The organism is Pseudoalteromonas sp. B62, assembly GCF_037162565.1.
Lineage (GTDB): Bacteria > Pseudomonadota > Gammaproteobacteria > Enterobacterales > Alteromonadaceae > Pseudoalteromonas > Pseudoalteromonas fuliginea.
The window spans coordinates 371,840-397,642 of sequence record NZ_JARLVB010000002.1 but is presented as its reverse complement, the minus strand read 5'-3'; the positions used below and the strand labels follow the sequence as shown (position 1 = coordinate 397,642).

The 25,803-nt window shown below is 37.5% G+C and carries 20 protein-coding genes and 6 pseudogenes; 14 read left to right on the top strand and 12 right to left on the bottom strand.

Annotated features, from left to right (window positions below; all coding sequences use genetic code 11):
- Positions 1-12 precede the first annotated feature (12 nt).
- The 9 genes and pseudogenes from P4S71_RS06255 to tnpC all read left to right on the top strand — a co-directional run bounded on the left by P4S71_RS06255 (position 13) and on the right by tnpC (position 9,125).
- A complete protein-coding gene (locus P4S71_RS06255) occupies positions 13-1,245 on the top strand; it encodes an HlyD family efflux transporter periplasmic adaptor subunit (RefSeq protein WP_337150308.1) in 1,233 nt (410 codons plus the stop codon).
- 81 nt (positions 1,246-1,326) lie between these two features.
- Positions 1,327-1,920: an ABC transporter ATP-binding protein gene (locus P4S71_RS06250; protein ID WP_337150307.1), complete on the top strand. Its 594-nt coding sequence runs from the start codon at positions 1,327-1,329 to the stop codon at positions 1,918-1,920.
- A 3-nt stretch (positions 1,921-1,923) separates the two neighbouring features.
- Positions 1,924-3,210 carry a darobactin maturation radical SAM/SPASM protein DarE gene (gene darE, locus P4S71_RS06245; protein ID WP_337150306.1) on the top strand — a complete coding sequence of 429 codons (1,287 nt, stop codon included), beginning with the start codon at positions 1,924-1,926 and terminating at the stop codon, positions 3,208-3,210.
- 5 nt (positions 3,211-3,215) lie between these two features.
- Positions 3,216-4,027: pseudogene (locus P4S71_RS06240) on the top strand (ABC transporter transmembrane domain-containing protein); the annotation flags it as partial.
- 3 nt (positions 4,028-4,030) lie between these two features.
- Positions 4,031-4,963, top strand: coding sequence for an ATP-binding cassette domain-containing protein (locus P4S71_RS06235; protein WP_442961709.1), 933 nt, complete (start codon positions 4,031-4,033; stop codon positions 4,961-4,963).
- A gap of 58 nt (positions 4,964-5,021) precedes the next feature.
- Positions 5,022-6,473, top strand: a pseudogene (locus P4S71_RS06230) (NAD(P)-binding domain-containing protein); the annotation flags it as partial.
- A gap of 396 nt (positions 6,474-6,869) precedes the next feature.
- Positions 6,870-7,031: an IS66 family insertion sequence element accessory protein TnpA gene (gene tnpA, locus P4S71_RS06225; RefSeq protein WP_337150303.1), complete on the top strand. Its 162-nt coding sequence runs from the start codon at positions 6,870-6,872 to the stop codon at positions 7,029-7,031.
- Between the two features lie 134 nt (positions 7,032-7,165).
- The gene (tnpB, locus tag P4S71_RS06220) at positions 7,166-7,513 is read left to right on the top strand and encodes an IS66 family insertion sequence element accessory protein TnpB (protein ID WP_337150302.1); all 348 of its coding nucleotides are present in this window, start codon (positions 7,166-7,168) and stop codon (positions 7,511-7,513) included.
- A gap of 94 nt (positions 7,514-7,607) precedes the next feature.
- Positions 7,608-9,125 (top strand): annotated as a pseudogene (gene tnpC / locus P4S71_RS06215) (IS66 family transposase).
- 56 nt (positions 9,126-9,181) lie between these two features.
- Here tnpC and istB read toward each other — a convergent pair.
- The 5 genes and pseudogenes from istB to P4S71_RS06185 all read right to left on the bottom strand — a co-directional run.
- Positions 9,182-9,933 (bottom strand): annotated as a pseudogene (gene istB, locus P4S71_RS06210) (IS21-like element helper ATPase IstB).
- Positions 9,926-10,960, bottom strand: a complete 1,035-nt coding sequence (locus P4S71_RS06205; protein ID WP_337150301.1) for a Mu transposase domain-containing protein — start codon at positions 10,958-10,960, stop codon at positions 9,926-9,928. Before P4S71_RS06205 ends, istB begins: the two are co-directional and overlap by 8 nt.
- Before the next feature lie 396 nt (positions 10,961-11,356).
- Complete coding sequence (locus tag P4S71_RS06195) at positions 11,357-11,536, bottom strand: hypothetical protein (protein WP_337150300.1); 180 nt, start codon at positions 11,534-11,536, stop codon at positions 11,357-11,359.
- Between the two features lie 207 nt (positions 11,537-11,743).
- Positions 11,744-12,019 carry a hypothetical protein gene (locus P4S71_RS06190; RefSeq protein WP_337150299.1) on the bottom strand — a complete coding sequence of 92 codons (276 nt, stop codon included), beginning with the start codon at positions 12,017-12,019 and terminating at the stop codon, positions 11,744-11,746.
- A gap of 82 nt (positions 12,020-12,101) precedes the next feature.
- Positions 12,102-12,347: pseudogene (locus tag P4S71_RS06185) on the bottom strand (integrase core domain-containing protein); the annotation flags it as partial.
- A gap of 268 nt (positions 12,348-12,615) precedes the next feature.
- Between P4S71_RS06185 and P4S71_RS06180 the strand changes: the two are divergent.
- Both P4S71_RS06180 and P4S71_RS06175 read left to right on the top strand, forming a co-directional pair.
- Positions 12,616-12,855: a hypothetical protein gene (locus tag P4S71_RS06180; RefSeq protein ID WP_337150298.1), complete on the top strand. Its 240-nt coding sequence runs from the start codon at positions 12,616-12,618 to the stop codon at positions 12,853-12,855.
- Entirely contained in the window at positions 12,852-13,127 is a 276-nt protein-coding gene (locus tag P4S71_RS06175) for a transposase (RefSeq protein WP_337150297.1), read from the top strand. Before P4S71_RS06180 ends, P4S71_RS06175 begins: the two co-directional genes overlap by 4 nt.
- A gap of 2 nt (positions 13,128-13,129) precedes the next feature.
- Here P4S71_RS06175 and P4S71_RS06170 read toward each other — a convergent pair whose 3' ends face one another.
- From P4S71_RS06170 to P4S71_RS06145, 6 genes are all read right to left on the bottom strand, one after another.
- Positions 13,130-13,594 carry a transposase gene (locus P4S71_RS06170; RefSeq protein WP_337150296.1) on the bottom strand — a complete coding sequence of 155 codons (465 nt, stop codon included), beginning with the start codon at positions 13,592-13,594 and terminating at the stop codon, positions 13,130-13,132.
- Positions 13,595-13,870: 276 nt separating this feature from the next.
- Positions 13,871-17,674, bottom strand: coding sequence for a type I restriction endonuclease subunit R, EcoR124 family (locus P4S71_RS06165; RefSeq protein ID WP_337150295.1), 3,804 nt, complete (start codon positions 17,672-17,674; stop codon positions 13,871-13,873).
- Between the two features lie 18 nt (positions 17,675-17,692).
- Complete coding sequence (locus P4S71_RS06160; protein WP_337150294.1) at positions 17,693-18,904, bottom strand: restriction endonuclease subunit S; 1,212 nt, start codon at positions 18,902-18,904, stop codon at positions 17,693-17,695.
- Position 18,905: 1 nt separating this feature from the next.
- Positions 18,906-21,524, bottom strand: coding sequence for a type I restriction-modification system subunit M (locus P4S71_RS06155; RefSeq protein WP_337150293.1), 2,619 nt, complete (start codon positions 21,522-21,524; stop codon positions 18,906-18,908).
- A 207-nt stretch (positions 21,525-21,731) separates the two neighbouring features.
- Entirely contained in the window at positions 21,732-22,097 is a 366-nt protein-coding gene (locus tag P4S71_RS06150; protein ID WP_337150292.1) for a restriction endonuclease, read from the bottom strand.
- A complete protein-coding gene (locus tag P4S71_RS06145; RefSeq protein WP_337150291.1) occupies positions 22,063-22,275 on the bottom strand; it encodes a helix-turn-helix domain-containing protein in 213 nt (70 codons plus the stop codon). Before P4S71_RS06145 ends, P4S71_RS06150 begins: the two co-directional genes overlap by 35 nt.
- 207 nt (positions 22,276-22,482) lie before the next feature.
- On the opposite strand from P4S71_RS06145, the pseudogene P4S71_RS06140 reads away from it, so the two are divergent.
- Positions 22,483-22,914 (top strand): annotated as a pseudogene (locus P4S71_RS06140) (MarR family transcriptional regulator); the annotation flags it as partial.
- A 294-nt stretch (positions 22,915-23,208) separates the two neighbouring features.
- Here the strand turns inward: P4S71_RS06140 and P4S71_RS06135 are convergent.
- Positions 23,209-24,135, bottom strand: coding sequence for a manganese-dependent inorganic pyrophosphatase (locus P4S71_RS06135; RefSeq protein ID WP_007376559.1), 927 nt, complete (start codon positions 24,133-24,135; stop codon positions 23,209-23,211).
- A gap of 119 nt (positions 24,136-24,254) precedes the next feature.
- Between P4S71_RS06135 and P4S71_RS06130 the strand changes: the two genes are divergently transcribed.
- Positions 24,255-24,770, top strand: coding sequence for a hypothetical protein (locus tag P4S71_RS06130; protein WP_007376558.1), 516 nt, complete (start codon positions 24,255-24,257; stop codon positions 24,768-24,770).
- Positions 24,770-25,579 (top strand): bifunctional DNA-formamidopyrimidine glycosylase/DNA-(apurinic or apyrimidinic site) lyase, encoded by an 810-nt coding sequence (mutM, locus tag P4S71_RS06125; protein ID WP_306724226.1) that lies wholly within the window; start codon positions 24,770-24,772, stop codon positions 25,577-25,579. The genes P4S71_RS06130 and mutM overlap by 1 nt, the downstream gene beginning before the upstream one ends.
- Positions 25,580-25,803 lie beyond the last annotated feature (224 nt).

Below are 25,803 nucleotides of genomic sequence, written 5' to 3'. Positions count from 1 at the left end.
GGATTATTCATTATGGACTCTGTGATAGATAAACCAGAACGAGGGAAGCTTAAGTTATTTATGATTGTATCAATCATACTAATAATTTTGGTTTTGTATATTTATTACGTTAAACAGGAAATATCAATAGTATCTGTTAACGACATCGAAGTGATAACTATAAAGAGCTTATCACCTGAAATAAGAACTGTAGGTACTATAAAGCCAATTAAATCGATAAAACTCTCATCAGATATTGGTGGAAGAGTAAAGTATTATTTAAATAGAAAACAGTCTTTTGTTGAAGAAGGGGAAGTACTCTTAGAGCTTGAAAACTATGATTACATATTAAAGTTGACTGAAAAAATAGCTCAAATATCTGAACAAATCAGTAATTTAAAAAATACACGCTTAAATATACGGAGAGAGCTAACTTCATCTAAACTTCTATTAGCTGATGCTACCTATTATGCTGAATCTCTTCAAAGAGAGTTTAAACAAAAACATAAATTATTTGAAAAAAAATTAACCCAAGAAGCTGATTTAAAAGATGTTAAGGATAACCTTTTGCGTTGGAGAATAAAACAAGAAGAGCAGAAGAAATACACCCAATCTCAGAGTAATCAAATATCGGACCAACTAGAAGATTTGGATAAAACAGTTGAAATTCTAAATAGCTTACTTTTAAAATTACAAGAAAGTACGCAGCAACTTGTAATTAGGTCTCCAATTAGCGGCAACCTCGTTGGGTTTGATGTTGAATCGGGACAACAAATCAGTCCAAAGGAGGAGTTTGCTTCGATAGATGTTATAAATGATTATTTAATTGAAGTAGAGTTAAGTGAATATTATTTGGATAGGATAAACAATGATATGCATGCTGTTGCAAAATTGGAAAATAATAGAGTTAATTTAGACATAATAAAAATATTCCCATTTGTAAAGCATGGGAAATTCAAAATGCATTTTAAAACACCTAAAAATTCTGATTGGAGGACTAAGATAAAAGTTGGTCAATCTGTTGAGATTCAGTTAAAAGATGAACAGGAAAGTGCATTTTCCTCAGTACCTATCAGGGCCGTATTTTACGAAAACAATAAGGCTTATATATATATATATAACCAGTCTATAGCTGTAAAAACAATTATTACTGTTAAAGACAATTTAGGAGACAAACTTTTAGTTCAACATCCACAGTTATCAGGGAAAAATATAATCGTTTTGGATTGGAATAAAAAATATAAAGAGGAATTACGCATTGAGTAATATTATCAAGCTTGAATCAGTGTACAAACACTTTTACACAAAAAAATTAAAACCACGGCTCTAAACAATATATTTTTAGAGGTGAAAAAAGGAGATTTTCTTGCAATAACTGGAAAATCAGGTTCTGGTAAGTCAACTTTGTTAAATGCGATTGGTTTATTCTCCGATATCACCTCAGGAAATATAGAATTAAATGGTTTCAACGTATCAAATATATCCCAAAAACAAAAGTTGCAATTTAGACGTGAAAATTTAGGTTATGTTTTTCAATCTTTTAACTTAATCCCTGATCTTACGGTTCTTGAAAATGTCATGTTACCGCTTAAATTTAGAGGAGTTACATTAAAAAACAGATTAGAACAAGCAGAGCAAGAGCTTGAAAATATGGAGTTATCAGCTAGAAAAGAGCATTACCCTAGCCAATTATCAGGAGGCCAGCAACAACGAGTGGCAATAGCTAGAACTATGGCGTGTAGGCCAAATATAATTTTAGCTGATGAACCAACTGGAAACTTGGATGAAAAAACAGGTCAAAAAGTGCTGGATATTTTACTACGTGCGAATACTGAAAATAATGCAACTATCGTTATGGTAACACATAGTGATATAGCTGCAAGCATTGCCAGCAAGCAAGTTAATATGGTAGATGGTCACTTAATAAATCAAGGAAAGTAAGTTATGCTTGGAGATATTTCTATAAAAATGATAGATGGGGCCGATAATTCTTTAGAAGAAATAGATGCCACAGATTATCAGTACTCTCGCTTGGCTTCTCAATTGATAGGAGAGATTACAGATAGAGATATCTTAAGCGATGAAGAGTTAGGCATATTCAGAAAAGAAAAATCGGATGAATTCAATGCAAGGCCTTTGAAAGCGGCTAAGATTGTAGTTGTCCTCAAAGCAACTAGATTATGTAACTTGAGGTGTACCTATTGTCACTCATGGGCGGAAGGCCCAAACCAATCAATTAAATTCGAACATTTGGTTTCAATAATAAAAAAAATATTAGCAATCCCCAATGTGTCGAGAGTTGAATTTGTATGGCACGGTGGTGAAGTAACACTTTTAAGGCCATTATTTTTTAAAAAGCTCATTTGGCTACAAGAGCAATTTAAACGGTCTGATCACTTTATTACTAATACAATGCAAACTAATGCAGTCAACATTTCTGAAGAGTGGTTAACTTTTTTGAAAGGTATCGGTATGTCCGTTGGTATTAGCTTTGATGGTGTGCCTGAGATCAATGATACTCGTAGACTAGATGTTCGGGGGCGGCCTACAAGTTTGAAAGTGGCTGAAGGTATTAAACGTTTAAACAAATATGGAATACAACATGGTGCTTTAATCGTGGTAGATAGGGACGTTTATAATGTTTCTCCTGAGCGTATTTTAAGCTACCTATATTCAATTCAATTAAACGATATAGAGTTTTTAAACATTGTACCAGACAACCGCGCCAAGTCAGGTGACGATATTGGACAAGCTTATATAAGTTATAAAGAATATATTGAGTTTTTATGCCGTATTTATTCTGTTTGGCATGAAGGTTATCAAGATAAAGTCAGAATAAGAATGTTCGAAAATTTTATAGCTGTCTTATCAGATTCAACTAAGTCGCTATCTGCATGCTATTGGGCTGGAAATTGTTCTCAAGAGATAATCACTATTGAGCCAAATGGTGATGTATCACCTTGTGACAAATATGTAGGCGATTCAGGTAGTATTTACGGATCATTATTAAAGTCTGATTTAGCCTCTTTGCTCGAAAACTCCTTACATAATCAGACATCTGTAGAGGAAGAAGTTGAAGCTAATGTTCGAATGAATCAATGTAAATGGTTTTCAATTTGTAACGGAGGTTGTCCTCACGACAGAGTTATAAACTCGCGACATGTTGATGATTATAATAATAGCTGTTGTGGTACTGGCAAGTTATTGCAAGTTATTGAAGAGTCAATATAATTAATATGAAGATAATCAGGGAAGGTATTGTTTATTCAAAATTAAAATCATTATGTAAACAGCAGCGGTGGATTTTATTTTCTCTTGTTGCTTTAAATATACTGGTGATTAGCAGTTCATTTGGTATCGCCTATACTGTAGAGTTACTATTTAAGGAGCAAGTAACTATAAAAAGATTAAACTATTTTGTAGTAATTATTTGGTCACTTTTACTTACATTCGTTTTATCAAATGCTATAAAACAGAAACTTGTATTTGATTTGAAAGAGATGTTAGGTAATCAATTACTTAGTTTTGCAATAAGTCGCTTGCTGTTAAAACAGCAAGAATTATTTGATAAGACTTCACCGACAAAACTATATTCAAAAGTTGATTATGATATAAAAGCAATAAATGTATGTTTACACTTTGTTTTAAGCATCTTATTGCAATCCTCTGGAATCTTACTATTTGGTTTTGCCTACTTGCTAACAACTAGTATTTACATGACGATACTTTCAGTAATTATAATCCCCATTATTATTCTTATAATATTCAAAATAAGTCAGAACGTAGCAGGTGCAAATGCAAAAAAAGAGAAGCTGCATCGTCTTTAAATTCTGTGATTACTGAATCTTTATCAGGGATCCTGTCAGTAAAATTTCATAATATGGAGGGTTTTTTGAGCAAGAAAATATCAACTCGTGCGGATGATGTCTACATCGCCTCCAAAAAATTACATTTTTTTGAATCTATAGTCTCTGCATTGATAACTTTTGGTAGTTTCTTTAGTGTGATTTTTGTACTCTGGATTGGTGGGCTCAATGTTATCGACGGAACCATGACACCTGGGGAACTTATTGCGTTTATTATGGTTTTGCTTCTTATGTCTTATTCTTTTGCTTCTATAAGCGATATTAATACAATATATATCAAGACCATCAATGCAGTCAATAACTTGAATTCGCTTCTTCGTTTAGATAACTTTAAGGACAAGATAAAACCTATTGAAAAATCAAAACTAAGTAATAAAATTGAAATAATTGATCTATCATTTACTTATCAGCAGTCAATGCTAAAGTCTCTTTCTCACATTTCATATACTTTTATAACTAATAACGTTTATTCTATAGTAGGACGATCAGGCTCTGGTAAAAGCACTTTGACAAAATTAATTGCAGGTTTGTATTGTAGTTATGAAGGGAGTCTACGCATCAGCAATCAAGAAGTTAGAACTATACAAAGCCGTAGGGATAAAATTGTTACGATGGTTGAGCAGGAACCTTTTTTCTTCAGTGGAACTATTTGGGAAAATATCACGCTAGAGCCAAACTATAGTAAAGTTGATGAAGTTAAGTTGAATGAATCATTAAAATTATCAAACTTTGATTCCGTCATGAAAAGCAATGATTTTACCTTTTACGATAATATCGAATCCAATATATCTAATTTATCTGGAGGTGAAAAGCAAAGACTTGCAATCGCTAGGGCTTTGTATGCAGACACCCCTATTCTGCTACTAGATGAGGCTACTAACTCTTTAGATTCAGCCACTGAATCCAACTTCTATAGTAATTTCAATGAAATAGCAAAAGACAAAGTAGTTTTAATTATCACCCATAATCTAAATAATATTTATCTGGCAGATAAGGTTGTAGTGCTTGATGATGGAAAAATTGTTGCTAGTGAAGCTCCAAATCATATTATTAATAATGAGCATTTTAAAAAAGTCAGTGAATATACTAAACAGTTCAAAATGGAGCATCTAAAATGATTTCTAATTATAAAGTAATTATAATTGGGGCTGGTCCCGCGGGTTTACAGCTAAGCTATTTTTAAATAAAGCTAATATCTCTCACATAGTTATAGAACGTTCAGAAATAGCTGGAAGCTTCTTTAGAACTTACCCAGTTCATCGTAAGTTAATATCTATAAACAAAATAAATACAGGATTTTCTGATAAACAAAAGAACCTGAGATGGGACTGGAATTCGCTTCTAAATGAAGACGATGACAACTTTCTATTTAAAGACTTTGATCATAATTACTATCCTAGTAGTGATAACTTAGTAAATTATTTAGGTGAATTTGCCAGTAAATATAAACTACCTATTAAATATAATACCGAAGTTGTCAGGATAGCAAAGTCAGACGATAAATTTACTATCGAATGCATTAATAACAAAAAATATGAAAGTGAGGTATTAGTTGACGCTACAGGAATTGCTCAACTAAATGTACCTAAAATAATGGGTATTGAGCATGCTATTCCCTATTCTTCAATGAGTAATGATACTTCACGGTTTAAAAATAAACGAATTTTGATAATAGGTAAAGGGAATTCCGCTTTTGAGACCGCAGATAGCTTACTTGAAACCTCATCAAATATACACCTTATTAGCCCAGATGATTTTACTTTTGCTTGGGTAAGCCATTATCCAGGACACTTACGTTCTATAAATCAATCATTCTTAGATACTTTCTTTCTAAAACAACAAAATGCCATATTAAACGGTACTATTGAGTCTATACAAAAAAGTGAGTCAGGGCAGTACCTAGTAGATATAACCTTTTCTGAAGATGGCGAACAAGAGCTAAATACTTACGACTACGTAATTAATTGTAGTGGATTTAAATGTGATTTTAGCCATTACTCTGCTGACATACAACCGGAATTATGCTTGGGAGGTATGTTTCCTAAACTAAACCATTTATGGGAGAGTGCTAATATTACGGATTTGTTCTTCTGTGGCTCAAATATGCAATGCAATGACTATAAAGATTCATCTACCCCTTTCATACACGGGATAAGACATAATGCAGAGTTTTTATCAAAAATTATCATTAATAAATTATATAACAGTACTATAGCTATCGATGAAAAACTCCAATCACGTGATGAAATATATGATGTGCTAAGCGATCGTATTAAGCGAGCTACCCCTATTTGGTTTTTGTTTGGCAATGTTTATGACCTAATTAAAGTTAACGAGAGCGGTGGATATGATTTTTTTGGAAGCATTCCTAAACTCGTTTTTAAAAATGACACTATATTCGAACATTTTACCGGTTACATTTTGGAATTCAGTTATAGATTACCGAAAGATAATGATGAAAAGCTTAAGTTTTCTCAACATGGCTTCTTGCATCCAATTATTTGTAAGTATAAGGAGAGTCAGCTTATTGATGAGATTCATATGCTCGAAGATATATATGGAGACTGGGAAGATTTAAATAAACTTGACAATGGAATTAAAAGGTTTATTTTATCTGGTAAGTTCTAGTATGCGGATAGTGCTTATCCTTATATTGTAATTTTGACCAGTCACAACTATAGTGGTGACTCTGTAGCTACCATCTCCCCAAAGCACTTGCAACCCTAATTTTATGCTAACTCAAATTTGTATTTTGTTTGGTTTTTTATTACACCGAAGCAAGTTTGAATTAGCTTTCTCATTGCAGCTCCTAAAGCCTTGCATCTTTGTTTTGTAAGCGTATAGCTAACGACACCTCATAGGTTGGATCTTAAGAAAACTTGAAGTTGAACTCTGTTAATGTATCTAGCGTCAATTAACTTGGCCGGTTCCGCGTCAATTATCTGTAAGCGTCTAGCAAAATGCACCTGCCAGTAACTCGTCAAAATGATTAAGCTATTTTCGAATTTCAATTAGGAGATAGTCATGAGAAAAACACGTAGCCTTGAACAGTGGCGCAGTATTATCGAAGAACAACAAGCCAGCGATTTAACTATCACTGACTATTGCCATCAAAATGCTTTATCAAAAACAACGTTTTATGCCGCACGAAGTAAGCTTAATACTGAATCCAGTAGTTTTGTTTAAGCAAAAGTCACGAAACACGTCGATGTTATCGAACCGCAACAGCCAATCATCCTTACGATTAGCAAAGTAAAAGTCAGCTTACCACCCACAATGCCTGCTACTTATCTGAGTCAACTGTTACGCGAGCTTGCCTGATGAAAATGTTTGTTGAACCTAAATGTATTTACTTACACCGCGATGCTGTAGATTTTCGAAAATCTATTGATGGTCTAGTCGCAATCGTTGAAGGCGAGCTTGAACGTGATGCCTATACTGGCGCTTTATTTTTATTTTGCAACAAAGCGAAGGATAAACTCAAGTTGGTTTACTGGGATAAAACGGGCTTTGCTTTGTGGTACAAGCGCTTAGAAAAACAAAAGTTCAAATGGCCAAACAAAGCCTGCTTGCAAGAGTTTGAACTCAGTCCTGAGCAACTGGATTGGTTGTTGTCGGGATATGATGTGCTTGGTCATGAAGAATTGCAGTATCAATCGATGATCTAATTGATCATTTTGACAGTAAATGATCGTTGCCACACCGCGACTTTATCTTTGCATCAAGCAAGAAAACAACGCCAAATTCTGTTAAATTGCGAACATGAAACTTGATGCCCACTCATTACCTGACGACCCAGAACAACTCAAGCGCATGTTGCTTGAGTTGCAACAACTTATGGATGAAAAGTTCGCTGAAAAAGACGCGCAAATTCACGAATTGCTGCAAGCTTATAACGCGACACTAGCCAAAGAGTACGCCAAGAAATCTGAAAAGATGCCAGGTGCAGGCGAAGTATTCAATGAAGTTGAAGACATTCTTGATGAACATGATAAAGCGCTATTGGCCACATAGGCCTCAGTAAAGACAGAAAAAGCCAAACCGAAACGCCGCCCACTGCCAGCACAGTTACCACGAGTTGAGGTCGTTGTTGACTTGGATGAGGGTGATAAAAAGTGTGATTGCTGTCAAAGCCCACTACACAAAATGGGTGAAAGCAGCAGTGAAGCGCTCGAGTTTGTGCCAGCGCATATCAAAGTCATCAAAACCATTCGCCCAAAATATACGTGTCGCCATTGTGAGCGAGAAGGGATTGAAAGTGTGGTGAAAACCGCAAAAATGCCCGCAACAGTCATTCCAAAAAGTATCGCCACGCCTAGTTTGCTGAGCCAAATAATCACCTGTAAATACCAGTTTGGTTTACCGCTTTATCGCCAAGAAACGCTATTTGCTGATATCGGTATTGAGTTGAGTCGGCAAACCATGTCGAGCTGGATGTTACGCTGCGCTGAACTATTATCCCCCTTGTATCAACGCTTAAAAGAGGTGTTGTTATCTCAAGCGGTTATTCATGGCGATGAAACCTCGTTAAATGTTATTAACTCAGAGAAAGCAACCAGCTATATGTGGCTGTATTGTTGTGGTGATGATAGGCTGGGAAAAGGCACCAATATAGTCCTGTTTGATTACCATAGCAGTCGTGCAGGACACTGTGTGGTTGATTTTCTTGATGGTTATCAAGGTTATATGCACGTTGACGGCTATAAAGCCTACGAGCAAACAAAGGCAACACTGGTTGCGTGTTTAGCCCATATACGCCGAAAATTCATCGAGGCCAAAGGCAATAATAAAAAAACCGTTAAAGCGGATGTGGCACTTAACCTTATTCGCAAGCTCTACGGTATTGAGCAAGCCATCAAAGATAAATCGGTCAGTGAAAAATTCAAGATTAGACAGCAAAAAGCAAAACCAATTGTCGATGAGTTATATCAATGGTTGATAAAGCACAAAGATAAAATTCCACCGCAAACGGCGCTTGGCAAAGCCATCAACTATGGGATAAATCAGTTTGAGAAATTCAGGCGTTACCTCGATGATGGCAGGCTCAGCATAGATAACAACCGCGCAGAGCGAGCAATAAAACCGTTCGTAATAGGGCGGAAAAACTGGTTGTTTTCAAATACCAGCAATGGTGCACATGCGAGCGCCATACTCTATAGTCTTGTTGAAACTGCAAAAGCAAATGACCTTGTAGTGCATGACTATATTGCAACGTGCTTGCAACATATTGCAGAGCAGCCAAGTAACCTTGAACCGCTATTACCTTGGAACATAAAGTAAAGCTAGGTGTCGTTAGCTATACGCTTACAATTATCTTGGCCGGTTGACACCGAATTTTATTTGCTCTTATTGAGCGCTGTTTTGCGCCGGTAACTTTCACCTTCGCAATGAATAATCGTTGCATGATGAACCAAGCGATCGATTGCCGCGACAGTCATTGTTGAATCTTCAAATAGTTCATCCCATTGTTCAAATGATTTGTTTGATGTGATGATCATGCTGTGTCGCTCATAGCGATGAGCTATCAATTCAAACAACACGCTCGTTTCCTGTTCCGTTTTTCGAACGTAACCAACGTCATCAACGATTAATAAGCTGTATTTATCGAGCTTACAAGTTCATCTTGCAAGCATAAATGTCGCTTTGCTTGCTGGAGTTGTTGAACAATCGCTGACGCGGCAACAAACTTAACTTTATGGCCCTGCTCGATAAGGCCATAACCGATACTACTGGCGATATGCGTTTTACCAAGACCACTGGCGCCAAATAGCAATATATTGCCACCGTGCTTCAACCAATCCGGCTGAGTTATTAAATCAGTAACCAGGGGCTTACTCACCCCATCAACAAGGGTAAAGTCGAAGCTACTAAGGTGTTTACCCACTGGCAATTTTGCATCTCTTAAAAGCCGCTGAAGGCGTTTATCATCGCGTGTGGCAAGTTCAATATGACACAGCTCAGACAAGTATTGCTGTGGACTCCATTGCTCTTCTATCGCTTTTTTGCCCAGAGCATTCCACTGTTGAAGCATGGTGCTAAGCTTTAATTGTTTCAGCATTAAAGGTAACGAGGCCGTGAAGTTATCCATGTAGACCTCCCGGTATCATGCTGCTATAAGCGCTCAAGCTGTGTTGCTTTATTGTCATTGTGGGTCTGTTTGATGCAATCACTAAAAATTGCGCTTCACATTCTCGGATGGCCGGTAATTGTCGCTGAGTAATTGATGCTACTACAAATCGTCCTAATTGACGTTCACACCCACTTTGTTTTGCTAAATGGAGCAGTTTTACCATGTAATAGCTCGCTTCATCCGCTAAAAGGTGGGCATTAACGTATTCCCAGATAGCTTTGTAATTGTCGTTTGGGAGTAAGTCGTCACGTAGTTGTGAGTAGCGAAATGCCCGTGGTTTTTTAACCAGTGCGTCAATAACATGCAAGTAACTAATATTACGTGCACGGCACCCTTTAGAAGCATAGACACGCGCTAAGGTTTGAACTAAATCGCTGCCATAGCGCAGCTCTAAACGGTTGTCATATAAACGCACAAGTAATCGGCTACCAATAAGGCGTGACGGGACGCTATAGGTAACACGTTTCAATGAAATCGTACTCGTACGTGGCACCGTTAGATAATGCTCGGTGTAATTGACGCTCATCGTCTTTGGTAAAGCATGTAATTGTCGCTGCTCTACTGCGTATTTATCACTTACACGGCGATTGCGGCGAGCAACAATGTCGGCAACAAACGATTCATAGGCTTCTCTTGTCTGAAAGTCATAACTGCCACGGATTTTTAATGCTTGCTCCAGTTGCGATTTGAGATGCCCATGAGGGCTCTCAATAGCCCCATTTTCATGCGCAATACCGCGGTTATTGCGGGTCGCTTTAAAGCCATAATGGATAATTAGCTCATTAAAGCGCTCTGTAAAATCATTATCATTAGTATGATTACGATAGGCGGAACTCAGACTGTCTGTACGCACTTCTTTAGGCATACCACCGGCTGCTTTAAATGCGTTTTGCACGCTATCAGAAAAAGCAGCAAAGCTTTCACCGCCGTAAATCACTTGGGCGTAAGCCCAGCCACTGGCGGGCATACGATAATGAAACAACATATGTTTCTGGTGTACATCCCAGTTTATCTGAAATCGATACTAGCGCAGCCCAAAGAGAGGGGTATTCATGCTGTTGTGTTGTAACATGCCTAACTGCACGTTCACGAAATTCTGATGTATAGCGATTTGATTTTTTCATAGTTCCAGTTTCTCAAGTTATTGAGTCTCTGGCAAACACGGGCGATTCAATAGTTTTGTATTCCGGGTTCACACTTTTAAACAATACGCGCTGATTTCTTGTAGCTATTTCTAGCTCTTTAATTACGAGCTCACTATCAATCGTTGCAAGTACAATTTTCCATATGAAGCCCTTATCGATTTGTCTACAACAATGTATGCATCGTGCGCAATAATATTTAATTAGGCGAAGTTCAAGGCTTTGAACTAGTCTAAATCTTATTTACTATCTAGCCATTTACTCATTGCCGAGTCGTAAGCTTTCGTTATTTTAGTTTTATCGCACTTTATAGGTGCTGTTAAATAATTTGTAGGCAAGTCGCTCTTTTCTATAGCCCCACCATTAATAGATACCTTTTTAAAGCAGTAATCACCTCGACGGTACGTCGTAAATTGCATGTTTTTTTGTTCAATGCTTAACATAGGCTGAACGGTCTCATTGCGGATTGAAGATACTGTAGTTCTTTGAGTAGTTATATGCTGATTCAATGCATCTTTATTGTATAATATAGATTGGTTCTGTAAGAGGTTTTTAAACCTTTTTGTATGTCAATTTTTTTATAATGCGTATTTTTTTCTTGGATGACTTGGTTGAAATAGTCTGATTCACCTGATTAGTGTGGTTTTTTTTTGTTCTTCAAAGTATTTCGTTTTTACTCTAATTGTTGTTTCAGTAGACTCTATAATCTTAGGCTTATTTATATGGGCGAGTTCTATCGCATCAGATTCGCTCTTACTATTAGCTTCTATACTTATCATATAAACCTCTATTGCTGTTGTCTCAAGTTGTTTCATTTTAGGTACTTTTACATTGCTTAGTAAGTACAATAAAATTCCATGAACAAATAAAGATACAAAAAGTGTATTATACTTATTTATCATTAATAACCTTTTTAAGAACAATGATTTCTTGCACTAGAACTGGACACAGCACTAAGCAATGTGAATCGCCCCGAGTTCATCGTCAGGCCACTTTACCTGACTCGTTTAAATTATCATAGTAGTTTGCTTCATATTTAGCTGGTGAAACATACCTAATTGAAGAGTATAACCGTTCATTATTAAACCAATTTACCCATTCTAAGGTTATATATTCAACAGCATCAACACTTCTTCACGGGCCATTCCTGCGAATGATTTCTGTTTTAAATAAACCATTTATCGTTTCAGCCATTGCGTTATCGTAAGAATCACCGACACCGTCTGCAGATACTAGGTTAATCCCCCTAAAGTATCCACAAAATTAGCCTTTATATATCAATGAATTAATAGTATTAAAAAATTTGGGAAGCGAGGGAACTTTCATGGTGTTTGTGATCTTATGAATCGCTTAAAAAGCAACAGAACTAAACACCATGAATGCGTCTACTATTTTGCACAATATGCTCCACGCTGTCACCCCTAACTCAATTCATAAAGCCAGATTTAATACTTTAGTCGCTGCAGTTAAGTCTCTATTGCACTGCCAGCAATGCACCTTGACTTCTATCGGCCGTAACTTGAATTCAAAAACAACTGAAAAACATGATATTAAACGTATTGATCGACTACTCAGTAACCACGAGCTTTTGCGTGAGTCGACATTAGTTTATGTTCGCTTGATCAGTTTTGTGGTCACTGAAAAGCATCCCGTCATTTTGGTTGATTGGAGTCATGCAGATACTCAAACCAAATACTGTATTCTGCGCGCCAGCATTGTCAGTGAAGGTCGTTTTTGACCCTGCATCAGGAAAGAGCATTCAGTTTTCAGTATCATTACCCAAAAGTTCAAAAAGGGTTCTTAAAGATGCTCAAGCTGATTTTGCCGGGTGATTGCCGGCCCGTAATTGTGACGGATGCGGGCTTTAAAGTTCCTTGGCTCAAAGCCGTGCGAAACAATGGCTGGCATTATATCAGCCAAGTTCGAGGTACGGCACATTTGAAAACGCAGGGCAGCGATGAGTTTGTTCCATGTGTAGATACCATCTCTCCAAAGCACTCGCAACCCTAATTTTATGCTAACTCAGATTTGTATTTTGTTTGGTTTTTTATTACACCAAAGCAAATTTGAATTAGCTTTCTCATTGCAGCTCCTAAAGCTTGCATCTTTGTTTTTCCTGCCGCTAAAAGTCGCTCTTTTTGTGCTTTTATATCTGGGTTATGTTTTCCAGCACTAACTGCTGCTAAAAATATTTTGGATCGAATTCTGGATGGACCAATTTTACTCAGTGTCGTTCGCCCTTTAAACGAACCTGACTCATTTAGCTTAGGTATTAGGCCAACATATGCTGCAGCTTGCTTAGCTGATGAAAAGTTTTTAGCTGAAAATAAATAGACTAACTCTCGGGACATTACTTTACCTATACCGATGACACTCATGAGTAAATCATGGTTCTTTTTCATGGTAGGACAGGCAGAGATAATGGTATCGATTTCATTTTCAATCTCTTGAATTTCGTCTTCTATAATCTTAATCATACGAGTAATTGATAGTAATACTCTATCATGAGCATCGGTGATTTTAGATAAAAAGATAAAAATTATTTATAGGACTATTACGGGCAAACTTTATTGTCATTTTTTCTCTTACGGGCAAACTTTATTGTCGCTGCACAATAGGTGTTTTCTGATAAATAAAACGAAGACTATTAACATAGTAACGAAGACAATATCTTTATGATATTACAGAATATAAGGCTTAACTAATTGATAGTTAAGCCTTATAGGTTATCTTCGTTTGTTGGAAAAGCATGTTTACATACTTTGTAATTTTTGACTCGTTCTTAGTTTTTTAAGCTCTTCATCTAAATTATCCGTTATGATAACAGACTTTTTAGCGGGCTTTTGATACCTACCAAAAAGATCTTTCTTTAATCTTTCAAACCCATCTGCATATTTTGGATATTTTTCAAGAAACTTTAAAAAAGCAAAAGGTGAAACTGTTCCTATTCCTATGCCGACTCCAGAGGCTATGTAACTTAGTACTATTTCTAAAGTTATCGAACCCTCACTTGCCTTCTGAAGTGACCAAACTACGCCATCTTCGCCTTCGCTATATAAGGGTAATCCATTGTCTTTGGTCATCAATTCAAGCTCTGACAATGTACTTATAGTTACATCTAGTATTGAATCTGATACTACTCCAAGTTGTTTAAGCTCTGCGTAATATCCTGTGGTGAATAATGACTCTGGTTTGTGTTCATACACAGCGTCAATTGATAATTTGATGCGGACTAACTCTTGTGATTGCTGAAGCTTTGAAATTTGAGATGCCCGATATAACTTCTTATCACCAAGCATCAAAGGGGATGGAAGCGTTGTCTGAGTTTCGTCAATTAACTCAGCTGATGTATCACTAAATAATTCTTCAGATTGTTCAAGAATAAATTGCTGTAGAAACTTATCTATACGGATATTTAGCTTAAATGGAGGGATTGTACTGCCGTCTTTCTCTTCAAAATAAACTTTAGCTTTTGCTTTATCTACACTATTTTTAAGCGCATTGAATCGCCCAAAGTCAGCTATGTTTTTCTCGTTAATATCGCCTTTAATTAACTCTATAAGCAATTCTTTATCAAGCCCAAGTACTTCCACAACAGCGTTAATTCGAGCATTTTCCGCACTGTCTTGGTAATCATTAATATAGTCTCTAAAGCTTTTTTCTTCAGATAACAGCGCATCGCCACGCTGTAAATCATGTAAAAACAATTTAGCGTATTTTTGCTCGCTTTGAGTAAGTGATGAAAATGATTTATGCAACGCGTTAAGTGTAAGTTCAGTAGAAGCTTTATCGTAACCTTGGTCTAATTCTTTTAAATATTTATCAAAGCGACTATTCATGTAGTCGGCATCAATTTTACCAGTATAAAACTCGGTCAAATAGCCACTAATATCAAAGGCAACTTCAGCTCCACCAGTGCTAACATTTTCTGCTTTACTTGCAAGCTCTTTGTAACGCTGTACAAGGCTAATGTATGTTTGCTCATTTAGTGCAAGCGTTACCTCGCGTTCATTATTTTCACCACATGGATATATCAGCTTATCCCAGCGCAAACCTTGCACCTTTGCCGACTCTAAGTGTTGGTTAAATGTTTTGAATAATTTGGCAAATTTAGCACAAGCTGCTGTGTCTTCAGGTAATTTTTCGAAATTTTCAATACCAGTACTTTCAAACAGCTCGGCAATGTTAGCCGATAAATCATTCATGGCTTCAAGATTGCTTTCTATGCGGTCTACAAATAAACCAATAGGTCGGTCACCAGAATACAGCTTGAAAGCATTTTCTATTTTCTGCTCCATAGTATGTGGGTAACGGTAATAACGAATAGTGCCATGTCGTTTGTCGGGGCCAAATAAGCGGTTGGTACGTGAAAATGCTTGGATAATATTTTGGTATTCCATTACCTTATCCAAATACAAGGTATTGAGCCATTTGGAGTCAAACCCTGTTAGCATTTGGTTCACTACTATCAGTAAATCCAATTGCTGAGCAGGCTCAGTATGAATACGTTCGTAAGGCTTTTTATGAGCAAGACGTGCGGCTAAATCCTTTTTAAAGGCTGCATGGCGAGCAAAGTCAAAGTTCTTTTCGTAGCGTTCATTATAGTCGGCCATTATTTCGTCTAGGCCATCACCTTTAAACGTTGGGCTGCGGTCGTTACCACCATCATTATCAATATTAGGGTCAAATAAAGCTGATACTTTCAGCTCGGGCTTCGCTATCTTTAGCCTACGGTAGTAATCAATAGCCTCGCTAATACTGTTAGTTGCTAAAATCGCGTGAAATTTATTACCTTGGCTAAGCACATCCCACTTTTCTAAAATGTCACTCACCACTTTTTCTTGGTGGGCATCAGTTAAATATTGGCTTTTAGGCACATAGTCTTCAATGCCTTTGTGGTACTTTCCCATGGCATCTTTATGGCCTGCCATAGGTACGTCGTTCATAAAGTGGTTAAACTTTTTCTTTTTCGCAGGTTCAGCCATCGCATCAACTACAGAATCGGCTTTAGCTTGGGCTAAGGCAACCTCTTTTCTTAAATCGCCGTCTTTAAAGGTAGGCACTTTATAAGGGTCAAAACCTAATACATTACCGTCCCGAATTCCATCAGCAATGCTATAACGGTGTAGCTCGTCACCAAAAACATCTGCGGTAGTGTTTTTATTCACTTGATTTTCAGCATGAATTGGCGTGCCGGTAAAACCAAAAAATAAAGCGTTAGGGAATGTCTTTTTAATCTTAATTAACATTCCTTCATTATCTTCTTTACCAGCACTCATGGTAGAGCGATGCGCTTCATCAATAATGAATACAATGCGTTTTGAGCGCATTATTTCAATATCAGCCATATTTGTAGGTATAGCCGTGGCTGTACCTTCATCATCAACGGCATCAGAAATATTACTTACTTTTTGAATCGAGCTAACAATTAATGTGTCAGATGGTTTAGTGCTTTTTAGTTTAGTGACTAATACATCGGTATTTTCAGTGGCTTGTACTTCTTCACCATCACCAGCAAAGTTGCGATATTCTTCTAGCGACTGGGTACCTAGCTCAATTCTATCCATTAAAAACAGAACTTTATCAGCGTCTTTAGACTGTGCAATGAGCTGGGCTGATTTAAAGCTGGTCATGGTTTTACCTGACCCCGTGGTATGCCATACAAAACCGCCTAATCGGTCACTATTAGAGCCTATTTGCTGCCACTTTGTTTTAGCCACTTTATCGGAGATAGCTTTGGCGGCTGCTATTTGGTAACTGCGCATTACCTTTAGCACGCCATCGGTATCATCAGCCACGGTATAAAATCCGATTAATTCATGTGCCATAGGAATCGACAACAGGTCAGATGTAACATCTTTCCAGTTGTTTTTGGGCTCGTTCATAAAATCAGCCCAGTTAAATTGATAATCAGGGTTAAACTTACCGTCTAGTCCCGGGTTAGCAAAGTATTTGGCTTCGTTTGGCTCCATCGCCACAAACACTTGAATAAGTGAAAACAGACCGCTAAAAATTCCTTCTTTGCTGTATTTTTCAATTTGATTTACCGCTTGGCTTACCGGCACACCGCTACGTTTAAGCTCCACATGAATCACCGGCATACCGTTAATTAATAACAATACATCGCCACGTCTGTCATTGCGCAGTGGACTACCTCGTTCAAATTGTGGTTGTTGCACTATTTGATAGCGACTTTGGCCTGCGGCTATTTCTTGGCGGTCATATATTTTTAAGCTGACTTCTTTACCTAAATGGTCAGGATCGGCAGGGTTATCACGTTTAATAGCGACCGTTTTACCATTAATTAAACCATTGAGCTTGAGCGGCGTTTTCAGCTCTTTTATTTGCTCAATAATTTTCTGCATTTCGCTCATCGTAAGCGGTACGTCATTTAAGCGGTCACGTTGGCGATTATTTTCAAATAAAATATCTGCCCAGTTTTGCAGTAAGTCAGCTTCGGTTTTATTTTTTAGAACGGGGGATTCACCCCAGCCCTTTTGCCTAAGAATTTCAATAAAAGCCTGTTCAAATTGTGCTTCGGTTTTAAACGTGGTCATGTTTTTTACTGCTCCTTGCTAAACAAACATTTTCTTCAAACAGGCCTGCTTGATGTTATTGAGTTTGGTTATTTGTCGTTGGTGTTGATTGATCATTGCATCGAGCTTTTGGAAGTAGTCGCCGATAGCTGTTTGCTCTTCCTTTGACGGAACATATACTAACTGATGTTTAACAATATCAGAGTTAAGATTTACTTGACTGCCGGGCTGTCCATATTGCTGCCACTGTGACTCAAATGATTTTAACCACTGATACATAAACTCAATTTCAAAAAGTGGCTTTTTAAATATAAGAAAACCATCGTGAACTCCCGTTTCAACATAATTCACAACTGGCTTACCAACACTTGCTGCAATACTCAAAAGCAAATGCTTTTCATACAATACACGCGTTTTTTCTTGACCAAGCCTTGAAATTCTTTGCTCTAAGTGGAAAATCCTTCCGTCTTGCTCTGTTACATCTCGAATACGCAACCAACCCACATTTGATCTAGTATCAAACCATTTTGGATCTTCAATAGGCCGAGGACTCGCTCCACGAACAATTTCCGCTAACTCATCTAGCTCTTTTTGCTCCCACTTTTCACTAAACTCTTTAAAGCGAATTTCTGGAATGCTTTCACCTTCTTTAGGAAACATTTTTTCCAGCATGGCTTTTTTAATGTTACTGAGTTTGTCATGCTTTTGTTGATGTTGGTTAATTAGGCTGTCGAGCTTTTCGAAGGTATTTCCTACTTTAGTCTGCTCCTCAATTTTTGAGTATGCTATTTTAAGACTATAAAAATCATTATGATTTAGGTCTGGTATAGTTGATGAACCTGCAACTCGCAAAATAGTTTGCTGTGTTTTACTCCACTTTAAATAATGCACGAGAAAGTTCTTATCTAGTTCTTTCCTATCAAAATTAATTTTGAAAAAGTTATTGTGAAAAGCTCCTGAAATATTCGTTACAACATGACCTGTATTCCCTGTTCTCGTCATTAAAACATCGTCTTCATTACACAATACTGAAGCGGGAGGGTTAACAATAAAATATTTATAACCAGAAGACTCTTTTAAAAATTCATTGGTAATATAAAAAAAACTATTATCCACTTTGTAAGTGTATCTATTTGATATTTCAATTTGTAAACCTTGGTTGATTTTGGTCAACCTATTGAACTTATTTACCTTCCACTTTTCACTATATCCCGAAAAACGAAGCTCTGGCGCATTCATATCCACACTCATTTTATTCGCCCTTCAACAATTTTGTCAGTTCATTCAAGCCTTGTATATCAAACTCATTGCCGGTGAGTTCGTCCATCATCTCAGCAAGTTCTTGCTCGGTGGTTTTTACCTCACTGGCCACTTGCGAATAAGTTGTCGCATATTTATCGGCAAGGGCTTGTACTTGTGTGGTTAGCTGACTAATAACGGTGCTTGGCATTGCGGCTAGTTCTCGATTGAGAGGCTCAATCCATTTTAGGTGAAGTAGTTCTTTTACTTGTTCATTGCTCAAGTCTTCAATGGTAGTTTTGGTTTTTAGGTGCAAGGCAATTGCAGCTTCTTTAACTGCTTTTTTCAAGGCTTTCTCTTCGTTAATTAGTTTATTAGCTGCAATTATCTTTGCTTCGTAGCTTTCCTGTTCAAACTTAACTTTGCTGTCTTTTTGCTCTTTTAGGAATGCTTTAGCTGCTTTACCAATTTCAGCATTTGCAAAACCGTCTTTACTTTCTTTGACAGTGTCTTGATCTCTATCATCTTCGGTCAAGGATTCAAAAATGCCTTCTAGGCTACTGGCGATTTCACTTAGACGGGTTTCTTGTCTTGCTAAAGCTTGTAACTCTTCGTTCAGGAGAGTTTTTTGTACTAAGTCAAACGGCAGTATGTGGCCTTTCCAAGGTGTATTAGAGTCTTGCACCTCGGTATCTTTACCTGCCTTCTTCTTTATCACCATGTTGGCATCCACTTGTTTAGTGGCGGCAAAACCTTCAGTTTGCATCATTTCTAAATCGGCACTAATTGTTTGCCATTGGTTATTTTGATATTGGTAGGCTTGGTATTTATCAATAAGGGCAATGGGTGCTAGGCGATTAAATAGCTCCTCACTAAGGTCTGCCTCGACTTGGTCACGATTAACGGTTTGCCACTCTTTAATAAGTATGGTGTTTAAATAGTTATCATAGCTATTATTACCATTAATACCTGTAAAAGCTTGGTTATAGGTGATAATAAACTCCAGCACTTGCGGGTGTTGGCTAATAGTCGTGTTTACCGATTCTTTGGTGACACTAAGCTCACTGTAAGCGGCAGATTTAGGCTTAAATAAAGCAGCATGTAGTTGGGGTAAGGCTTGCCAATAGTTTTGTAGACTATCTATTTCGCCATTAGGAATACCGCCTAACATGATGGCGTGTAAATCCCAACTTTCTGCTTCAGCAGAAGAATCAACATAGCGTGGTATATTTAAGTTATATCCGTTGTCACAAATGGTTTGCTTGCTTACTACTTTTGAGAATTTGTCGTTACTTTCACGGTTAATTACAACATCGGTAATGCGCTTGATATCAGACGCTTGTAACTTGTTGTTTTTACCTTCTTTAACAAAGTGTTTTGAAGCATCAACAATCAATACATCGGTGTTTTGTCGCTTTTGTTTAAGCACGATAATAACGGTTGGAATACCCGTGCCAAAAAAGATGTTGGCCGGTAAACCAATAATGGCATCAATGTGGTTCTGCTCAATTAACTGTTCACGAATTTTACCTTCTTCACCGCCACGGAATAGTACACCGTGCGGTAATACAATGGTCATAATGCCATCGGGTTTAAGGTGGTATAGGTCGTGTAATAAAAAGGCAAAATCAGCTTTGGTTTTAGGTGCTAATCCAAAGCGTGAATAACGTGGGTCACTGTCTTTAAAACTTGGATCCCAAGCTTGTGAATAAGGCGGGTTTGATACAACTGCGTCTACATACAAAGGCTCGTAAGTTGCTAGTGGGTCGCTTTCATCAAAATATGGCCAATCATCTTCTAAGGTGTCACCATTTCGGGTGGTTATGTTGTTTGGTTTAATACCACGCATGATTAGATTCATACGGGTTAAGTTATAAGTAGGTTCTTTTAGTTCTTGCGCGAAGTACTGTATGTCGTCTTTACTTTTTGCGTATTTAGCAACAGAGCAACCTATGTTTATCAGAAGTGAGCCAGATCCAGAAGTTGGATCGTAAATTTTAATTTTGTCTTTATGTTTTAACTCATGCGCGGTGATTTCTGACATAAGTAGTGACACTTCGTGTGGGGTGTAAAATTCGCCCGCTTTTTTACCCGCATTTGAGGCAAATTTTTCAATTAAATATTCGTAAATATAACCCAGCACATCGTAACCAAGCTTGCTATCCATAGGAATGCTTTTAATTAGGTGCAGAAGGTCACTGATAGCTTTAGTACGTTTACCTGCACTTTCGCCTAACTTACTCAGGCCTGTTTCAAGTGTGGTAAAAATACCTTCAAACAATTTTTTGTGATTTGGGTGGATAAGCCTAGCAAAAGCAGACAGGGCATCACGCACGTTTGATTCATCAAAATCAACCTTTGGGTCTACCCATGTAGAGAAAAGATTATCGTAAGATATAAAATAACCTAGCTCTTTTTTCACGTATTCTACGGTTTCAGGATCGTCTTCGCTTAAGGCTTTAATATCATCTTCAGTCATGCCTTGTTCTTTTACAAAACTTACGAGTTGATCACTGACATACTTATAAAAAATAAAGCCTAAAATAAAATCTTTGTAGTCGTTCGCTTCAATTTTAGAACGCATCTGGTTGGCTGATTCCCAGATTTTGGCTGCTAGTTGTTGTTTGTTCATAGTTAAAACTGTTCCTAATTATTAAGTCGAGCGTAAACATATTTAGTTGTTTGTTTTCGCTTCAAAAAACTCTACGTCAATTTTCTTTAGGTGCAAGACCTGTTCGCTTCTGCTACCGATATTGTATCGCAGCATGAGCTTGGCTAATTCAGTGCCGCTGATAAGTACAATGCGAGTACCTAAATTTTGTGCTGCTTCTTTGGCTGATTAAGTGAAATCAGAAGTGGTTATGAATATTCCCTTTTGCGCTTTTTTTAGATTAAGTGCTCCAAAGAAATTACGGATATCACCCGCGCTCACATTATTGCCTAGTGCATGGGCTGCATCTTCACCTGAACCGCCATATCCTATGGCGACGAGAAGTTCAATTAATAGGTCTTCAAAAAAGGCTGGCGTGACTTTACGGGTTCTATCTAAAATATCTTGCGCTAACGGATCGTTAATTTTTTTATAAGCCGCTCGGAGCGTTTCGTCAGGGGTAATCTCCTGATCGCTGTTGTTATCGTCTTCAGTGCTCTGTGAGTCGTTCGTTTGCTTTTTAAAGGCGACAAACTCTTGATAGTTTGGGATCATTTTGCTTCCTTATTTTTTGCTTTTCAATCCATTGCTCAATATCTACTCGTTTGAAGCGCCAACTACCGCCAACTTTAAAGCCTGGTAATTTACCTTCGCTAGCTAAACGATAAGCCGTTTTCTCATTGAGCTTTAGGTAAACCGCCAGCTCTTGAATAGTGAGTATGTCATCAGACATATGCAATCCCCCTAACTTAGATAAATGTCATCATATGAGAAAATTGAGGAACATGAAAGATAATAAAATCAATTGGTATAAAAATATTTTAAAAGCGTGTACCCACCTCTTTTTTTGATTTTTTTTAAGTTGCTTGTTATTAGTTACTTGATTTGTATAAAGTTTTCCGTGTTGGCATTTATAATAATTATTAATATATAAATCATTGTACTGTGCGGTACATACGGAAACGCAGGTGAGCTTGGCGACATGCTACCCCCTAAATTATATGCCCACCCTAATCTTGAATTACTAAAACGTATTTTGAAAAAAAATGGCGTAGCGGTTACTTCTATTTACGACCTGCATGACAACTTTGACCCCGATTGGCCTGGCGTTGAAGAGTGGCTGTTTAAAGTTCAAGACTCATTTGATTTAGTGGCAACCTGTTGCTCGGCATTATTAGATGCTGAAGCGATTATTATTGGTGGCCATATTCCAAAAGAGTTGGCTGAAAAAGTTATTGCACGCACGGAGGTCTATGCACAATTTAGACGTGGCGCTAAACGTCCTATGCCAAAGCTGGTGGTTTCTAATATTGATAATTTTCCGGTATCAATTGGCGCAGCCACATTGCCATTTAGAGAGTTGTGTTTGTAGCTTAATACCAATCCGCAATAATACTTAATCATTTTGCGGGGCTAAACGTGTCGCTACCTGCGTTAAAAAATTCTCATTTACGACTGCATGGATGCAGAAGGTAGAGCAATGCAGGAGCAATTGCCGAGAACAACTAAATATCGAATTTTTTGCCTAGCTATCAACACGTTTTTCCAGCCTCAAAATAGCTTATTTAATTAAGTGAATTGGTATAAGAAATACACATTTTAAAAACAAAAAAGCCGATATTGTTTTATACAATATCGGCTTTTTTAGTGCTATTTGTTAAAGTTATTAGGCTTTTGAAAACGCATCTTGCAGTGGTGGAACTACTTGCTTTTTACGGCTCAGTACACCATCTAACCATACTTTATCATTCTCTGGTTTTACACCGTAAGCCTGCTCAACTAAGTTTGCATCGTCAGATACAATTAGCATTTCTGAGCCTTCTTTCATTATGTCGGTAAGCAGTAAAAATACAGAGTGGCGGTTGCCCTCTACTTTTAACTTAGCAATATCGGCTGCAAGGTCTGCTTTAATATCGTCAAAAACAGCAAGGTCGATTACTTCTAGTTGGCCAATGCCTACTAGGTTACCGTTCATGTTGAAATCTTTAAAGTCACGCATTACTAAATCGCGCGCTGGTGTGTTTTCTACCGCAGATTTAACGCGGAACATATCCATACCAAGCTCTTTAAAGTCTTCTACGCCTGCAATTTCAGCTAGCGCTTCAACACATTTAATATCGGCAGTGGTACATGTTGGTGATTTAAATATGACAGTGTCGCTTAAAATTGCGCACAGCATAATACCAGCGATGTCTTTAGGGATTTCTACACTGTAAAAATCGTACATCATTTTAATAATGGTGTTCGAACAGCCAACAGGACGAATCCAACATTCAAGCGGAGTCGATGATGTTAAGTCACCTAGTTTATGGTGATCTACCACACCAACAACGCGAGCTTGGTCGATATCATCGGGTGCTTGTGTTTTTTCTGTGTGATCCACAATGTAAACGTCTTCGCCAGCGTAGCTTAATTTTAGCTCTGGTGCTTCGAAGCCAAATTTATCAAGGATAAATTGAGTTTCTGGTGAAATTTCACCAAGACGTGTTGGAATTGCTGGCTCATCGATTTGGTTTTTTAAATAAGCCAGTGCAATTGCACCACAAATAGAATCTGAATCTGGGATTTTATGGCCCACTACATACATAGACATTGACGGAACTCCTTTAAATTTGCTGATATTCTAACAAAGTCTGCACGGTTTAACATATAGACAGTGCAATTAAGTTTTAGTTACACTTTAAAATCTTGAATTAAATAGGAAGTGTGCACATGCAACTTGGTCGCAAAGGTTGGAACAACGTTATTATTTTTTCAATGTTGATTATGATCTTCTTTTTAAATGGCTGGCATAAGCAACTTTTTAATTCAGCTGATGAGCCTTCGGTACAGCCTGTATTACCAATTCAAAGCTTTGTATTGACGCTTACATTTGTTGATCAAAAAATTGAGCGTATTGGAACTAGTTGGCGTACAACAATGTTACAAAAAGATGCGCCATTTATCTGGCAAGCTTCTGAGCAACAACTTAGTGATTTAATTAACCAATGGCAAAGCGCGCAGTTAATGGGTGTTAACGAATCTGTTGTTTTTAATCCTAATGCGCCTTTATATGTTGCTACTTTTGAATTAGCTGGTGAGAGTTTACCTTGGATTTATTTGCTTTATAGAGGCGATGGGCAATATTACTTACTCGAAAAGAGTAGCCAACGAATACTCGCACTCGATTTAAAAACTGCACAGCAGTTATTTCCTAGTTTTGATTTTTCACAAAGTGAGTCTAATTAATGCCTGAATTACCAGAGGTAGAAGTGAGCCGAATGGGCATCACTCCCCACGTACAAAACCAAGTTGTCACAAAGGTAAATATTTACAATGCCAGTATGCGCTGGCCAGTGCCAGATGACGTGTATCAACTTGAAGGGCTAATTGTTACAAGTATTGAACGACGAGCTAAATATTTACTATTACATTGTGAGCTAGGCAGCACTATTTTACATTTGGGTATGTCAGGTAATTTACGTGTTGTAGATAAAAGTGAGCCGCTTAAAAAGCATGACCATGTAGAGTTTATTTTTGGCAACGGTAAAGCACTGCGCTTAAACGATCCTCGTCGCTTTGGTTGTTGCTTATGGCAAGAGCCAGGGCAAGTACATAAGCTACTCTCTAAGCTTGGTCCTGAGCCGCTTACCGATGATTTTTTTGCTAAACGTGTGTATGAACAATCGCGCAATAAAAAAGTACCCGTAAAGCAGTTTATTATGGATAACGCAGTGGTAGTCGGTGTTGGTAACATCTATGCGAATGAATCGTTATTTAAAGCGGGTATACATCCAAAGCGAGAAGCGGGAAAAGTTTCACAAAAGCGCTATCAAGCACTTATTCCTATTATAAAAGACACGCTTGCTGCGGCTATTATGCAAGGTGGTACTACGCTTAAGGACTTTGCACAAAGCGATGGTAAACCAGGGTATTTTGCACAAGAATTATTAGTATATGGGCGTAAAGGCAAGCCATGTATGACATGTGAAAGCGAACTGCAAGAAATACGGCTAGGGCAGCGCAGCACCGTTTTTTGCAGCCATTGCCAAAAGTAATAACACCAGCCTTCTTAATGAAGCGCATTGGCATAAGTAACCTGAACTCTGGATAATAAATCTATCTCGAGCAGCTATTTTCAGCGCTAACTGCGTTGAATTTACTTGCAATAGGCCAGCTATTGACGCGTAAATTCGCCTTGTTTTCACTAAAAATCTCTGGCTAGAGAAAATAAATTTAAATATCACCATGATTCAATACGTTAGTAAACTTCTTAATCAGA